This window comes from Streptomyces mashuensis (genome assembly GCF_014654785.1).
Lineage (GTDB): Bacteria > Actinomycetota > Actinomycetes > Streptomycetales > Streptomycetaceae > Streptomyces > Streptomyces mashuensis.
In genome coordinates this window covers 75,135-90,754 of the sequence record NZ_BNBD01000008.1, presented here as the reverse complement: position 1 = coordinate 90,754, position 15,620 = coordinate 75,135, and the positions used below count along the sequence as shown (strand labels likewise).

9 protein-coding genes and 1 pseudogene are annotated in these 15,620 nt (G+C 73.3%); 8 read left to right on the top strand and 2 right to left on the bottom strand.

Translation table 11 applies throughout. The features are described from left to right. Window positions 1-134 precede the first annotated feature (134 nt). The 6 genes from IE305_RS19730 (at window position 135) to IE305_RS19705 (ending at window position 4,282) form a co-directional block, all read left to right on the top strand. Window positions 135-1,448, top strand: coding sequence for a sensor histidine kinase (locus IE305_RS19730; RefSeq protein WP_190130989.1), 1,314 nt, complete (start codon window positions 135-137; stop codon window positions 1,446-1,448). Next, window positions 1,445-2,119, top strand: coding sequence for a response regulator (locus tag IE305_RS19725; RefSeq protein WP_190130988.1), 675 nt, complete (start codon window positions 1,445-1,447; stop codon window positions 2,117-2,119). Before IE305_RS19730 ends, IE305_RS19725 begins: the two co-directional genes overlap by 4 nt. A gap of 90 nt (window positions 2,120-2,209) precedes the next feature. After that, window positions 2,210-2,566: a hypothetical protein gene (locus IE305_RS19720; protein ID WP_190130987.1), complete on the top strand. Its 357-nt coding sequence runs from the start codon at window positions 2,210-2,212 to the stop codon at window positions 2,564-2,566. A gap of 180 nt (window positions 2,567-2,746) precedes the next feature. Continuing rightward, complete coding sequence (locus IE305_RS19715) at window positions 2,747-2,941, top strand: hypothetical protein (RefSeq protein ID WP_190130986.1); 195 nt, start codon at window positions 2,747-2,749, stop codon at window positions 2,939-2,941. A gap of 56 nt (window positions 2,942-2,997) precedes the next feature. Beyond that, a complete protein-coding gene (locus IE305_RS19710) occupies window positions 2,998-3,570 on the top strand; it encodes a CGNR zinc finger domain-containing protein (protein ID WP_190130985.1) in 573 nt (190 codons plus the stop codon). Between the two features lie 205 nt (window positions 3,571-3,775). Then, window positions 3,776-4,282, top strand: coding sequence for a DinB family protein (locus IE305_RS19705; protein ID WP_190130984.1), 507 nt, complete (start codon window positions 3,776-3,778; stop codon window positions 4,280-4,282). A 12-nt stretch (window positions 4,283-4,294) separates the two neighbouring features. On the opposite strand, the pseudogene IE305_RS19700 reads toward IE305_RS19705, so the two are convergent. Next, a pseudogene (locus IE305_RS19700) lies at window positions 4,295-4,507 on the bottom strand (hypothetical protein); the annotation flags it as partial. Between the two features lie 58 nt (window positions 4,508-4,565). Continuing rightward, window positions 4,566-5,195 carry a TetR/AcrR family transcriptional regulator gene (locus tag IE305_RS19695; RefSeq protein WP_190130983.1) on the bottom strand — a complete coding sequence of 210 codons (630 nt, stop codon included), beginning with the start codon at window positions 5,193-5,195 and terminating at the stop codon, window positions 4,566-4,568. A gap of 36 nt (window positions 5,196-5,231) precedes the next feature. Here IE305_RS19695 and IE305_RS19690 point away from each other — a divergent pair, with 36 nt between their 5' ends. Then, window positions 5,232-6,041, top strand: coding sequence for an alpha/beta fold hydrolase (locus tag IE305_RS19690; RefSeq protein WP_190130982.1), 810 nt, complete (start codon window positions 5,232-5,234; stop codon window positions 6,039-6,041). A gap of 185 nt (window positions 6,042-6,226) precedes the next feature. Next, the gene (locus tag IE305_RS19685; protein ID WP_190130981.1) at window positions 6,227-15,592 is read left to right on the top strand and encodes a type I polyketide synthase; all 9,366 of its coding nucleotides are present in this window, start codon (window positions 6,227-6,229) and stop codon (window positions 15,590-15,592) included. Window positions 15,593-15,620 lie beyond the last annotated feature (28 nt).

The following is a 15,620-nucleotide window of genomic DNA, read 5'->3' as shown; positions in this document are numbered from 1 at the left end:
CCCACCACTGACAATCGATCGGGCCCGGAGACGCGCAGGCCCGCAGCCGGGTGGTCATACCGGGGTATGACCCCCGAGTAGGCACCTGGGGGTGACGCCACCGGCCCCCCGCCCCCCCTACGCTTGATCACGCCATGTCCCAGTCCCCCTCCCCGCCCCCGCCCGCGCCGCCGGCGCCCGCACCGTCCACGCCGTTCGCGTATGTACGCGACCTGTTCACCCCCGCCGGCCCGCCCGAGCCCCTGCTCGGCCAGTCGTCGCGCCCGTTCGTACGCTGGCTGCCGTACGCCGTCGCCGGCGTGTTCCTGGCCGTCCTGCTGCCCGTCACCGCGACCCTGCTGCCGCGCTCCTACGGGATGAACGGCGGCCTCGCCATGCTCCTCTCCGTGGCGCAGACCGTCCCGCTCCTGATCGCCGTGACCAGGCCCCTCCTCGCCTGGAAGATCGCCTTCGCGGCCGACACCGTGTGCGTCCTGGCGCTGCCGACACCGGGCCCGGGCGGCCCCACCGTCTGGCCGTGGCCGGCACCGCTGATCATCGGGATGCTGGTGCTGATGCTCGCCGTCGGCCTGCGGGAACGGTTCCGGACGAGCGTCGCCGTCTGGGGGCTGACCACGGTCACCGGCTACCTCTTCGAGTCGACGTCCTCGCACCACGGCAACGGCAGCTGGCTCGTACCCGTCATCCTCGGCGGCATGCTGCTCCTCGTCGGTGGTGCCCTGCGCGGGCGCGGTGACGCCCGGCGGGCGCTGGCCGAGCAGGAGACCATCAGCGAGGCCGAGCGGGCCCGCCGCACCCTGCTGGAGGAACGCGCCCGGATCGCACGCGAACTCCACGACGTGGTCGCCCACCACATGTCGGTGATCACCGTGCAGGCGGACAGCGCCCCCTACCGGCTGCCCGGCCTGCCCGCCGAGGCCCGCGAGGAGTTCGGCTCCATCGCCGCCACCGCCCGCGAGTCGCTCACCGAGATGCGGCGGCTGCTCGGCGTGCTGCGCAGCGAGGACACCCACGGCGAGCGCGCCCCCCAGCCGGGTCTCGACCGGCTCCAGCAGCTGGCCGAGGCGACCGTACGAGCCGGCGTCCCCGTCGAGCTGACCCTGCCGGAGCTGCCGGAACTGCCGCCGTCCGTGGACCTCTCCGCGTACCGCATCGTGCAGGAGGCCCTGGCCAACGTCGTACGGCACGCGCCGGGCGCCACCGTGCGCGTCTCCGTCTCCCTGGACGAGGACGCCACGCACCTGATGGTGCTGGTCGTCAACGCGGCCCCGCCGGCCGCGCCCGGCCCGCCACTGGAGACGACCGGGACCGGACACGGCCTGGTCGGCATGCGTGAACGCGTCCGCCTCGTCGGCGGCACCCTCGACACCGGCCCGCTGCTCGGCGGCTTCCGCGTGGCCGCCCGGCTCCCCCTCACCCCCCTCGAGAAGGAACCCCCCACCGCATGACCATCCGCGTGATCATCGTCGACGACCAGGCCATGGTGCGGGCCGGCTTCGCCGCGCTCCTCGCCGCCCAGCCCGACATCGACGTCGTCGGCGACGCACCGGACGGTGCGCGCGGCGTGGAACTGAGCCGCTCCACGCACCCGGACGTCGTCCTCATGGACGTCCGCATGCCGGAAATGGACGGCCTGGAGGCCGCCCGCCGCCTCCTCGACCCCCCGCCCGGCGTCGTCCACCGCCCCAAGGTCCTCATGCTGACGACCTTCGACGTCGACGACTACGTGTACGAGGCCCTGCGCGCCGGCGCGTCCGGCTTCCTCCTCAAGGACGCGCCGCCGGCCGACCTGATCTCCGCGGTCCGGGTCGTCGCCGCCGGCGAAGCGCTCCTCGCCCCCTCCGTGACCCGCCGCCTCATCGCCGACTTCGCCAAGCGCCCGGCAGCCCCACGCCGCGCCCCGTCCCTCCGCCTGAACGGCCTGACGCCCCGTGAGACGGAGGTCCTCGAACTGATCGCCCGCGGCCTGTCGAACCAGGAGATCGCCTCCACACTCGTCCTGGCCGAACAGACGGTGAAGACCCACATCGGCCGGGTGCTGCACAAACTGGGCCTACGGGACCGGGCGCAGGCGGTCATCTTCGCGTACGAGTCGGGCCTGGTCACCCCGGGGGAGTGAACACGGCCACGGGCAGGCCGGCACTAGGCTGACCCGGTGTCGAACGCCTCTTCACCCGCCCCTGTCCCACCCGTCCTGACGAAACAGGCCTTGTTCGTCCCGCTCGCCACGGTCCTGGGGGCGGCCTCTGCGTGGTACGCGCTGGTGGCGGAAGGACACCGCGACGACCAGTCGGTGCCGTGCAAGGCCATGCGGGCACCCGTCGCGACGACCGAATACGTCGCCGCGTGGGCCGGCCTGACCCTGGGGGTCACCGCTGTCGTGGTCTGCGTCGTCGCGGCCCTGGGCATGCGCCGGCGGTGCGCGGTGCTGCTGGCATCGACGAAGCCGGGCCTGTTCGCGTACGTGAGCGTATGGCTCAACCTCGCGGCGGTTCCGTTCGAGCTGCTGACCCTCCTCCTGGCCCACAGGCCCGCCGGCATCTGGCCCGGCGGCGACTGCGGTTGACCGGCTCCCGCCGCCCACAAAACGTACGTCACCGCCTGGACCGGTGACGAACCATGTGCGACAGTCAGAGTCGTCGCAGCATCCGGCGCACACGAACGCCGCCTTCCCCCGGGCAGCCGCCGATGTGGACCCCCCGACTCCGGACTCCGGCACCACCCACGACACCGAACGGAGCTCGCCATGGAACACCGGACCACCGAGGAAAGCGCCGCGGCGGCACGCCGCGCACGCTTCGGCAAGCTGCCCGAACGCATACGCCACGAGGACCTGACGGAGGAGAAGGCCGCCACGGTGCAGGACCCGGCGCGCCACGCCCACGACCCCGCCCGCTCGTGGACGTCCTTCTCCTGCCTCGCCGCCGACCTGGGCCTCTGACTCCAGCCGGCCGACCGATCTTGCCGGGCTCCGCCGTCACCCACCAGAATGGTGACGTGAACCTCGACCACGTCTTCGTGTGCGGAGACCCGGCACTCGACTTCGCCGCGACACTACGAGCACGTCGCTCGGTGCGCTTCGAGATGTTCACGGCACCCGACAGGCTGAACGCCTGGTACGTGGAGTCCGGCCTCGTCGATGCGGTCTCACCCGGCCGCGAGGCCGATGTCGCGCAGGCGACGACCGTAAGGGAAGCCATCTACGCACTGGTGACCGCCCGTCGCCTGGGGACGGAGTACGACAGGGCGGCACTGGCCGTACTGAACAACGCGGCACGCAAGCCACCCGCAGCACCCCAGCTCACCCCGTCCGGACGCTGGACGCAGGCCACACCGGAAGAAGCCCTCTCCCTGGTGGCACGGCGCGCGATCGAGCTCCTGAGCGGCGCGGACGTGCCCTTGCTCAAGGAATGCGGCAACCCGGAGTGCACCCGCATCTACATCGACCGCTCACGGGGCATGCGCCGGCAGTGGTGCGGCATGGACTCCTGCGGCAACAAAATCAAAGCAGCCGCATACCGCGCCCGCCGAAAGACACCCCCAACACCAGCCGCCCCACCGGCTTCCTGAGCTCGTGCCACCACCAGCCCGGCGGTACGTCATCGACAACCCGTTCGGCGCGGCGGCCGACTGCGATCTGTCCGACGGATCACGACGGGCAGCCCACCGGCGCTGAACAGCTGCAGCGACCCACCGGACAAGGAGCTGAGTGGAGCAGGTTGGGTCCGTCGTAAATGCCTCGACATCGTCGCGGTGATCGGGGACGCTTCGCGCGATGACAAGAATCGACGACACACCGCCCGCGTGGGACGAGCGCACCCAGCTCACCACGTTTCTCGACTACGCACGGGACACTGCCCGCGCCAAGTGCGATGGCGTCTCCGCGGAGAACGCCCGCAAGGCGCTCCTGCCGGGCTCACCGCTGATGACCATGAGCGGAGTGATCAACCATCTCCGCTGGGTCGAGTACTACTGGTTCCAAGTGGTCTTCCTCGGCGAGGAAGACCGGGGCCCCTGGACCGAGGAGGACCCGGACCGCGAGATGCGTATCGCCGTCGAGTTCCCGCTCACTCAGTTGCTCGACGAATACGCCGAACAGAGCGCTCGCTACCGAGCACTGGTCGCCGGGAACGACTTGGCCACGCAGGCCAAGGGAACCATCCGCAACGGCATCCACGTCGACCTGCGCTGGATCCTCCTCCACCTCACCGAGGAGACCGCCCGCCACAACGGCCACCTGGACATCCTGCGCGAGATGCTCGACGGCACGACCGGCGGCTAGGTCAGGCGGAGATCATGGGCGGGGCCGAAGTCGGATCGAGGCGACGGTGACGGTGCCGTGGAAGATGAAGCTGCGCTTTCGAACCTCGTGGCCATGGCAGCCCCGGAGTTCTTCAATGCGTCGATCGTCCGCTCGACTTCGTTCCTGCGCTTGTAGATCGTCGAGTCGCCCCACTGGCCCGGCGTGATCAGCAGGGCCAGTGGGGCGGTGTCCACCCTCTCCCCGTTCCACGCTCATGCCAACGACCTGAAGACGAGACGGTCACCTGATCCGCCTGACAGGCCTAGACCGTGCTGTTGCCGCTGGACATGAGCCGCCCGCAGATCAGCTCATGGGCAAGCCGTGCCGTCGCGAGCAGTTCCTCGCGCCCCGCGCCCAGACCGGCCTGCGCCGACAGGCCGTGCACGACCGACTGGACGAGACCGGTCAGGGCCGCCGTGTCGGTTCCGGTGGCGAGTTCCCCGTCCTGGGCGGCTTGATCGATGCGTGTGCGGAGGGTTCGCTCGTTCCACCCGTGCAGTTCGGTGTAGTAGGCGCTGGTGTCGAGCGTGCTCGTGCTGTCGGTCATCGCGGCGCTGCTCAGAAGGCAGCCCGGATGCTCGTCACTCGGCTGGGTGAACTCGTGGACCGAGTCGACGAGGACGCGTTCGACGACCGTCCGGAGGTCCTTCTCCGCGACGGCGTGCCGGTAGATCTCCCGGTAACGCTCCGCGTAGGTCCGCACCGCTTCCTCGAACAGCCCGGCCTTGCTGCCGAAGGCCGCGTAGAGGCTGGAGGTGGAGAGGCCGAGGGTCGCGGTGAGGGTGCGGGTCGACGTGCCGGAGTAGCCGGACCGCCAGAAGAGGCGGGCGGCGTCGAGGAGCGCACGGTCACGGTCGAAGGCTCGTGGTCGTCCACGGGTCGGTCGGGGCACCCTTGCATTGTAGAGCGTTCGCTCCATAATGGCTTTATGGAGCGAACGATCCACAATAAGGTGCCGGTCGGTGACGGCAGTTGGGTGACGGTCGACGTGTACGGCGAGCCGGACGCCCCCGGGCTTGTCGTCGTCCCGGGCGGGATGAGCGACGCCCACGCGTGGCGGCACGTCGCGACCGCCATCCACGCCTGGCCGTCGGTGACGGTCGTCAACCGCCGAGGCCGCACGCCGTCGGGGCCGTTGACCCACGCGTACTCGTTACGGACGGAGGTCGAGGACCTCGGTGCGGTTCTCGACGAGTACCCCGCCACCCGGGCGGTCTTCGGCTGGAGCTACGGCGGATCGATCGCCTTGCTCGCCGCCGGCGAACGCCCGCTGCGCCAGGTGATCGCCTACGAGCCGGTCGTGCGGCCGTTCGGCAGAGATGCCCTGCCGGACCTCAGGGCCGCCGAACTCGCCTCGGATTGGGACGCCACCGTCGACATAGTGAACCGGCAGGTCGCCGGCCTTGACGCGGCCCATGTCGACGCCCTGCGAGCGGACCGACACACCTGGGCGACCCTGCAACGCCTGAGCATGCCGACGCACGCCGAACTCGCCGCACTGAACACGGCACCGCTTCCCGACGAGATGGCACGACAGGCCGGCCGTGTCGACCTGATCGTCGGCGAACGCAACCAGGGAACACCCCCTTACGGAACGTCGTTCGACGACGTCCGCCAGTACGTCCCCCACGCCGACGTCCACGTACTCCCCGGCCAGGGCCACATGGCCCACTTGGAGGCGCCGGCAGAGCTCGCCCACCTGCTCAACGCACTGGGCACCGAAGCGGTCACCGGCTGAAGACCGCACCAACGCCACAGGAGCCGGTCCCGGCGCGGCCGGCAGACAAGCGGCCGTGCCGCCCTGCCCCCCCTGCCGGGCACCGAGACCTGGCGATCCGTCGATGACCCCGCAGTTACCGAACCCCCGGTACCTTCCGACCTCCTGATCCACCTGATCTTCCGGTCCACCGCGGGGGTGCATCAATGACGGACGTTTCTGCTCACGGCGCGCGTGATCTCCCTTCGCGCGCGGTCGCGGTCATCGGAATCGGCTGCCGGTTTCCGCAAGCGGACGGGCCGGCCGCGTTCTGGCGCCTGCTGCGCAGCGGCGGTGACGCGGTCACCGACCGGCGTGGTGGCCGCGGGCCGGCACGCGGTGGATTCCTCGACCAGGTGGACGGGTTCGATCCCGGGTTCTTCGGCATCTCGCAGCGCGAGGCCGTCGCCATGGACCCGCAGCAGCGGCTGGCCCTCGAACTGGCCTGGGAGGCCCTCGAGGACGCCAGGACCCGGCCGGGCGACCTCGCCGGCAGCCGGACGGGCGTGTTCCTCGGCGCGATCGCCGACGACTTCGCGACCCTGCTGCACGGCCTGGGCCCCGACGCGGTCACCGCACACACGCTGACCGGGCTGCAGCGCGGCGTGATCGCCAACCGGATCTCCTACACCCTCGACCTCGACGGACCGAGCCTGACGGTCGACACCGGCCAGTCGTCCTCACTGACCGCCGTGCACCTGGCGTGCACAAGCCTGCGGAACGGCGAGTCCGACCTGGCCCTGGCCGGTGGCGTGAACCTGATCCTCGCGCCGCAGAGCACCCTGGCCCTGGAACGGGCCGGCACCCTCTCGCCGGACGGCCGCTGCTTCACCTTCGACGCACGCGCGAACGGCTACGTCCGCGGCGAAGGCGGCGGGATCGTCGTCCTCAAGCCCCTGGAAGCCGCCGTCCGGGACGGCGACCGCATCCATGCCGTCATCCGCGGCAGTGCCCTGAACAACGACGGTGCGACCCAGACGCTCCCGACGCCGGGCCGTGCGTCACAGGAGCGGCTCCTCCTCGCCGCCTGCGCCGACGCGGGCGTCGCACCGGGCGAGGTCCGCTACGTCGAGCTGCACGGGTCGGGAACACCGGTCGGCGACCCGGTCGAGGCTGCCGCGCTCGGTGCCGCGTTGGGATCGGCCCGTACCGAGGACGCCCCTCTCCTCGTCGGATCGGTGAAGACGAACATCGGCCACCTGGAGGGCGCCGCCGGGATCGCCGGGTTCATCAAGACCGTCCTGAGCATCAGCGCCCGCGAACTCGTACCCAGCCTGAACCACTCCGCGCCCGGAGAGCGCATCCCGCTCGACGAGCTGCACCTCCAGGTGAACACCGACACCCGGCCCTGGCCCTCGCCGGACGGGCCGCTGGTCGCCGGGGTCAGCTCGTTCGGGATCGGCGGCACCAACTGCCACGTGATCCTCTCCGACTGGCAGACCGCGGAGTGCCCCGCCGGCGACGAAGACGGGGCCAAGACCCTGCCCTGCGCTCTGTCGGCCCGTACCGCACCCGCCCTGCGCGACCAGACCGCACGGCTGCACGCTCACCTCCAGGCGCGCCCGGAGCTCGGCGCGGCCTCGGTGGCCCGCTCGCTGGCCGTCACCCGCACCACGTTCGAACACCGCGCCGTCGTCGTCGCGGACAGCCGGAACGACCTGCTCGCCGGACTGGAGGCACACTCGGCCGGGCAGCCGTCACCGGCCGTGGTGGAGGGCTGCCACGACGGACCCCCGGTCAGCCCGGTCTTCGTCTTCCCCGGCCAGGGCTCGCAGTGGCCGGGCATGGCAGCGGACCTGATCGACACCTCCCCGGTGTTCGCCGGCCGCCTCCGCGAATGCGCCGACGCTCTCCGTCCGTACGTGGACTGGTCACTGATCGATGTCCTGCGCAGTGCCCCCGGCGCGCCGCCGCTGGAAGCCGACGAGGTGGTCCAGCCGGCGTTGTGGGCGGTGATGGTGTCGCTTGCCGCGCTGTGGCGCTCGGCCGGGGTGCAGCCCGCCGCCGTGGTGGGCCACTCGCAGGGCGAGATCGCCGCCGCCACCGCCATGGGCGCCCTCTCGCTCCAGGACGGCGCCCGGGTCGTCGCCCTGCGCAGCCAGGTACTGAACCGGATCGCGGGCCGCGGCGGAGGGATGCTGGCGATCGAACTCCCCGCCGGCCAGGTGCAGCGGGACCTGGCAGCGCTGGGCGTCTCGCTGTCGGTCGCCGTGGTCAACGGCCCCGCACAGACGGTGGTCTCGGGCCCCGCCGCCGCACTCGACACGCTGGCCGCCCACTACGCCTGCGAAAGCCCGGAGGTACGGACCCGACGGCTTCGGATCGACTACGCCTCGCACAGCGCGGACGTCGAGGACCTACGGGAGGAACTGGTCACCGTCCTCGCCGGAATCGCCCCCCGCCCCATCAGCGTGCCGTTCTGGTCGACCGTCACCGCCGAACCGGTCGACACAGCCGAGCTGGACGCCGGCTACTGGTACCGCAATCTACGCGAACCGGTGCGGTTCGGACCGGCCGTCGAGAAGCTCCTCACGGCGGGCCACTCGACGTTCCTGGAGATCAGCCCGCACCCGGTGCTGTCCATGGGCATCCGGCAGGCGATCGACACCTATGGCGGGGACGGCGCCGCGCTGAGCACGCTGCGGCGCGGCCACGGGGACCGTCGCCGGTTCCTCACGGCGGCGGCCGAAGCGTACGTACGCGGCGTCGCGGTGGACTGGGCGGCGCTGCTGCCCGCTTCGGCACCGTTGACCGACCTGCCGACGTACCCGTTCCAGCGCCGCTCCTGCTGGCCGCCCGGGATGCCCGGGGCCACGGAGCAGGTGCCTGACGCCGTGCCCGACCAGGACCCGGTCCCGTCCCCGGCCGTCACCGGGAGGCCGACGCTGGACCTGGTCCGGAGCCTCACGGCGGTCGTGCTGGGCTCCGGGGCGGCCGACGATGTGCGGCCCGGCCGGACGTTCCGCGAGATGGGCCTGGACTCGGCCATGACCCTCGAACTGCGCGACAGGTTGTCGACCGCGACCGGCCTGCATCTGGAGAGCACCGTCCTCTACGACCACCCCACCCCGGCAGCGCTGGCCGCCGCCGTCGACGAGCGCCGGCGCGAGGCGGGCACGACCACCCCCGGCTCCACGCCGGAAACGCAGGACCGGACGGACGCCGGCGACCCCGTCGTCATCGTCGGCATGGCCTGCCGCTTCCCCGGCGGGGTGTGCTCGCCCGACGACCTCTGGCACGTGGCCGACACCGGGACCGACGCCGTCGGCGACTTCCCCGACGACCGCGGCTGGGACCTGACGGCGCTCCTTGGCACGGGGGACCCGGACCGGACCGGGACGTCCTCCGTCCACCAAGGCGGCTTCATACGTGACGTGGCCGACTTCGACGCGGAGTTCTTCGGGATCAGCCCGCGCGAAGCCCTCGCCATGGACCCGCAGCAGCGGCTCCTCCTGGAAGTCACGTGGGAGGCGCTGGAGCGCGCCGGCATCGACCCCACGACGCTGAAGGGCAGCCGGACCGGTGTGTTCGCCGGGGCGACCCACTCCGGCTACGGGCCGGGCATGGAAGCGGCCGGGCCCGGCGTCGCCGGACATCTGCTGACCGGTACCAGCGCGAGCGTGATCTCCGGGCGTATCGCCTACGTCCTCGGCCTGAACGGGCCGGCGCTGACCATCGACACGGCCTGCTCGTCGTCGCTGGTCGCGTTGCACCAGGCGGTGCGCGCGGTACGGACCGGCGAGTGCTCGCTCGCCCTGGCCGGCGGGGTCACGGTGATGGCAACGCCCGGCATGTTCGTGGAGTTCTCCCGTCAGCGGGGGCTGGCCGGTGACGGCCGCTGCAAAGCCTTCTCCGCCCGCGCGGACGGCACCGGGTGGGCCGAAGGCGCCGGCATGCTCGTGATCGAACGGCTCTCGGACGCCCGCCGCCACGGCCACCCCGTGCTGGCGGTCGTCGCCGGAAGCGCCATCAACTCCGACGGCGCCTCCAACGGGCTGTCCGCGCCCAGCGGCGTCGCCCAGCAGCGCGTCATCGCGGACGCCCTTGCCGACGCCGGGCTCACGCCGCAGCAGGTCGACGCGGTGGAGGCCCACGGCACGGGCACCGCCCTCGGCGACCCCGTCGAGGCCAACGCCCTGCTGGCCGCCTACGGACGCGACCGGGACCGGCCGCTGTGGCTGGGGTCGCTCAAGTCCAACATCGGACACGCGCAGGCGGCGGCGGGCGTCGGCGGCGTCATCAAGATGGTCCAGGCCATCCGGAACGCGACCCTGCCCGCCACGCTGCACGCCGGCGAACCGTCCCCGCACGTGGACTGGACGGCCGGCTCGGTGGCCCTGCTCGACCGGGCCCGCCCCTGGCCGGACACCGGCGAGCCCCGGCGCGGCGGCGTGTCCTCGTTCGGGATCAGCGGTACCAACGCGCACGTCATCCTCGCCGAGCCGCCCACCGCGACCGCACCGGCCGGACCCACCACAGAGCACGCACGGCCGCCCGTCGTGCCGGTCGTCCTGTCGGCCCGCACCCCGGACGCGCTGCGGCAGCAGGCCCGTACGCTGGCCGCCGGGCCGCTCGACCCGGTCGCCGCGGCACCGGCCCTGACCACGAGGGCCTCCCTCGACGAGCGTGCCGTGGTGATCGCCCGTGACCGCCAGGAGGCCGACCGCGCCCTCACCGCCCTGGCCCGCGGCGAGACGGCCCCCGGCCTCGTCACCGGCCGCGCGGCCGAGCCCGGCCGGACCGTTCTCGTCTTCCCCGGCCAGGGCGGCCAGTGGCGGGGCATGGCCTCGGCGCTCGCCGCCGAAAGTCCCGTCTTCGCCGCCCGCCTGGCCGCATGCGAACGCGCCCTCGCGCCGTACGTCGACTGGTCGCTGACCACCGTCCTGGACAAGGCACCCCACCCCGACCCCGCGGCACCCCTGCTCGACCGGATCGACGTCGTGCAGCCCGCCCTGTGGGCCGTGATGGTGTCCCTGGCCGAGCTGTGGCGGTCGGCCGGCGTCGTCCCGGACGCCGTGATCGGCCACTCCCAGGGCGAGATCGCCGCCGCCGTCGTCGCCGGGGCGCTCTCCCTCGACGACGGCGCCCGCGCCGTCACGCTGCGCAGCAGACTGGCCGCCGGCCTGACGGGCCAGGGGGCAATGGCCGCCATCCCGCTGCCCGCCGAGCAGGTACGGGAACGCCTCGGCACGCTGAGCATCGCCGCGGTCAACGGGCCGGCCACCACCGTCGTGGCCGGACCCCCGGACGCGATCACCGGCCTGGTCGGCACCTACCGGGCCGACGGCGTCGACGCCCGCGTGATCCCGGTGACCTACGCCTCGCACTGCCCGGCGGTCGAACCGGTCCGCGAGCAGCTTCTCTCCGGACTGGCGACGCTGACGCCGCGCACCGGCCGGATCCCGCTGATGTCCTCGGTCACCGCCGGCTGGCAGGAGGGCAGTGCGCTCGACGCCTCCTACTGGTACCGGAACCTGCGGCACACCGTGCGCTTCCACGAAGCGGTCGACGCCCTCATCACGTCCGGCCACACCACGTTCGTCGAGGTCGGCCCGCATCCGGTGCTGACCGGCAGCATCCGCCAGATCCTGGACGAAGCCGGGGCCGACGGGATCGTCACCGGCTCGCTGCGCCGCGACGACGGCGACCTGCGCCGGTTCCTCACCTCCGCCGCCGACGCCTGGGCCCAGGGCCTGCCCATCGCGTGGGAAGGACTCACCGGAACGGCCGCCGGCCACGCCGACCTGCTGCCCGCCCTGCCCACCTACCCCTTCCAGCGACGCCGCTACTGGCTCACGAGCACGGGCCCGGGCACGGCCGGCCCCTCCGGCACGGACGCCCTCGGCCTCGCCCCGGCCGGCCACCCCCTCCTCGGTGCGGCCGTCGACCTCGGCGACGGTGAGACGGTGTTCACCGGCCGGCTGTCGACCCGTACCCACCCCTGGCTGGCCGACCACGCCCTCTCCGGAACGGTCGTCGTACCGGGCACCGCGTTCCTGGAGATGGCCCTGCACGCGGGAGCGAAGGCCGGCACGGCGCGGATCGAGGAACTGACGGTCGTCACGCCGATGGAACTCCCGGAGGACGGCGCCGTCGATCTGCGCGTCCGGGTGTCGGACGAGGACGGCAACGGGCTGAGGACCTGCCGGATATCGGGCCGCGCGACCGGCGGGGAGTGGACCGAGCACGCCACCGGCGCCCTCGGCCCCGGCCCGGCCGCAGCCCCCGCCCCCGAGCCGGTGGCCTGGCCTCCGGCCGGCGCGACGCCGGTCCCGCCGGCCCGTACGTACGAGGACCTCGCCCTGCAAGGCTACGAGTACGGGCCCGTGTTCCAGGGGCTACGAGCCGCCTGGCGACGCGACGGCGAGCAGTTCGCCGAGGCCCTGCTGCCCGAGCCGGAGGCCGCGCACGCCGGGGCCTACCACCTGCACCCGGCCCTGCTCGACGCAGCGCTGCACAACCTGATCGCAGACGCAGACGCCGCGGGCCGTGAGGGCCGCCACGAGGGGCAGTACGTGCAGCCGCTGCGCTGGCGCGGAGTGACGGTGCTCGGGGCGACGGGAGGTCGCACATCCCTGCGGATGCACGCGGTACCTGCCGCGGAAGGACGCGACGGAGGCGTGTCCCTGACCTCCCTGACCCTGCTCGACGCGTCGGGAGAGCCGGTGGGCGTGGTCGAGTCGCTGGAACTGGGCCCGGTCGCAGCCGGCCGCACGACCGACCCCACCGCTCTGGCACGCGACTCCCTGTTCGCACTGACCTGGGAACCGCTGCCCGACCGGACCGCCGGATCACCGGCCGGATCACCGGCCGGATCACCGACCGGATCGCCGGCCAGGCCGCCGGCCGGACAGGTGCCCACCCCGTGGGCCGCCCTAGACCTGGACGCGCTCGCGGCCGCGCCCCCCGAGCACGCCCTCGTCAGCTGCCCGGCCGGCGAGGCCGGAACGGACGCGGCGACGGCGGCCAGGCACGCCGTCCACCGGACGCGGGACCTGCTCGGCCGATGGCTGGCCGAGGACCGGCTCGCCGGGTCCCGCCTGGTGCTGGTGACCCGTGGCGCCGTGGCCGCCCGGCCCGGCGAGACCGTCCGGGACCTCGCGCAGGCGGCGGTCTGGGGCCTGGTGCGGACCGCGCAGGTCGAGCACCCGGGCCGTTTCGCCCTGGTCGACCTGGCCCCCGACACCCCCGACACCCTTGGCACGGGCGGCACCCCCGGCACGGCCGTCGTCCCGGCCGCCGCCCTCGCACCGGACGAGAACCAGACGGCGGTCCGTCACGGCACCGTCCTGGTGCCCCGGCTCGTACCCGCGACGAACGAACCCGGCCTCCAGCTCCCCGAAGGCGCCCCCGCCTGGCGCCTCGACCTCCCCGAACGCGGCGGCACCCTCACCGCCCTGGAGGCCCGGCCCTGCCCCGAGGCCGCCGCCGAACCCGGCCCCGGCCACGTCCGCATCGCCGTGCGCGCCGCCGGGCTCAACTTCCACGACGTCCTGGGCGCACTCGGCATGCACCCCGGCGACCTCGGCCACCCTGTGGACTCCGGCCCGCTCGGCCTCGAAGGGGCGGGCGTGGTCACCGCGACCGGGCCCGGTGTCACCGGCCTGGCCACCGGCGACCGGGTGATGGGCCTGTTCCCCGCCGCGTTCGGCACCGTCGCCCACGCCGACCACCGCACCCTCGTCAAGATCCCCGACGGCTGGTCGTTCACCCGGGCCGCCGCCGTGCCCGTCGCCCACATGACCGCCCTGCACGCCCTCACCGAACTGGGCGGCGTGACCGCGGGCGACCCCGTCCTGATCCACGCCGCGGCCGGCGGCGTCGGCATGGCCGCCGTCCAGCTGGCCCGGCACCTGGGCGCGGAGGTCCACGCGACCGCGAGCCCCGCCAAATGGCCCGCCCTGCGTGCCCTCGGCATCGACGAGGACCACCTCGCCTCGTCCCGCGAGCCCGGATTCGGCACACGCTTCGGCTCGGGCGGCCGGCGCATGGCCGTCGTCCTGAACTCGCTGACCGGCGAGCTCGTCGACGAGTCGCTGCGTCTGCTGCGCCCCGGCGGGCTCCTGGTGGAACTGGGCAGGACCGGCCCGCGCGACCCGGCCGAGGTGGCCGCCGCGCATCCCGGTGCGCGCTACGAGGCGTTCAACCTCCTCCAGCTGCCGCCCGAGCACCTCGCCCGCCTCCTGAACCGAGTGGTCGAGCTGTTCGCCGAGGGCGCGTTCACCTGGCCCGCCGTCACCGGCATGGACGTCCGGCACGCCCCCGAGGCCTTCGGGCTGCTGCGTCAGGGCACCCACGTCGGCAAGGTGGTGCTCACCGTCCCGACGGCCCTCGACCCGGACGGCACCGTCCTGGTCACCGGCGGCACCGGCGCCATCGGCCGGGCCCTCGCACGGCACCTCATCACCGAACACGGCGCACGACGGCTCCTGCTGGCCGGACGCCGGGGCGGTGACGCGCCCGGAGCGGCCCGGCTGGCGTCCGAACTGAACGGGCTGGGTGCCGAGGTGAGGTTCGCGGCCGTGGACGTCGCCGACCGGGACGCCGTCGCCGCGCTGATCGAAGCCGTACCCGGCCGGCACCCCCTGACCGCCGTCGTCCACGCCGCGGGAGTGGTGGACGACGCGCCCCTCACCTCCCTCACCGCCGAGCAGATCGACCGGGTGATGCGCGTCAAGGCCGACGGCGCGTGGCACCTGCACGAACTGACCGCCGGTCACCCGCTCGGCGCGTTCATCCTGATCTCCTCGGTCATGGGGACGCTCGGCGGCGCCGGGCAGGGCGGCTACACCGCCGCCAACGCGTTCCTCGACGCGCTCGCCCGGCACCGCCGCGCGCAGGGGTTGCCCGCCCTGGCGCTGGCCTGGGGCCTGTGGGACGACCCGGACGGCATGATGGGCGCCCTCACCCCCGCCGACCGCGCCCGCTTCACCCGCGCCGGACTCGTGGAGATGACGCCCCGGCACGGCCTGGCCCTGCTGGAGGCGGCACTACGGTCACCGCACGCCGTCCTGGCGCCCACCCGCCTCGACCGCGAGATCCTGCGCGACCTCGGTACGGACCTTCCCCCCGTCCTTCGCGCGGTGGCGTCCACCCCAGGCGCGGGGCGACCGCGGCAGGCCCCCCTACGACGGCGGAGCCGGCCGCTGCGGGAGGAGCTGACCGGCTTGACCGCTGCCGACCGCGCCGGCGTCCTGGCCGACCTGATCCGCACCCACATGGCCGCCGTCCTGGGCTCACGGCCCGAGGCCATCCCGGACGACAGGCCGTTCGGCGAGCTCGGGTTCGACTCGCTCACTTCGGTCGAGTTCCGCAACCGCCTCAGCACGGCGACGGACCTCAAGCTCCCCCTCACCCTGCTGTTCGAGGCGCCGACGCTTCCCGAACTCGTCACCTTCCTGGACACCGAACTCGTACCGGCCGGCGAAGCCGAGCCGACGACGGGCGCCGAAGCGGACGTGACAGCACTTGTCGAAGCCGCGACCGCCGAGGAACTCCTCGACTTCATCGACCGCGAGCTCTCCCGCTCCTGACTCGCACCACCCGCTACGGAGGCCCGAT

Excerpts from the sequence above, each read along its gene's own strand:
- IE305_RS19730 (WP_190130989.1), top strand. The coding sequence starts at position 135 with ATGTCCCAGTCCCCCTCCCCGCCCCCGCCCGCGCCGCCGGCGCCCGCA.
- IE305_RS19725 (WP_190130988.1), top strand. The coding sequence starts at position 1,445 with ATGACCATCCGCGTGATCATCGTCGACGACCAGGCCATGGTGCGGGCC.
- IE305_RS19715 (WP_190130986.1), top strand. The coding sequence starts at position 2,747 with ATGGAACACCGGACCACCGAGGAAAGCGCCGCGGCGGCACGCCGCGCA.
- IE305_RS19705 (WP_190130984.1), top strand. The coding sequence starts at position 3,776 with ATGACAAGAATCGACGACACACCGCCCGCGTGGGACGAGCGCACCCAG.
- IE305_RS19690 (WP_190130982.1), top strand. The coding sequence starts at position 5,232 with ATGGAGCGAACGATCCACAATAAGGTGCCGGTCGGTGACGGCAGTTGG.
- IE305_RS19685 (WP_190130981.1), top strand. The coding sequence starts at position 6,227 with ATGACGGACGTTTCTGCTCACGGCGCGCGTGATCTCCCTTCGCGCGCG.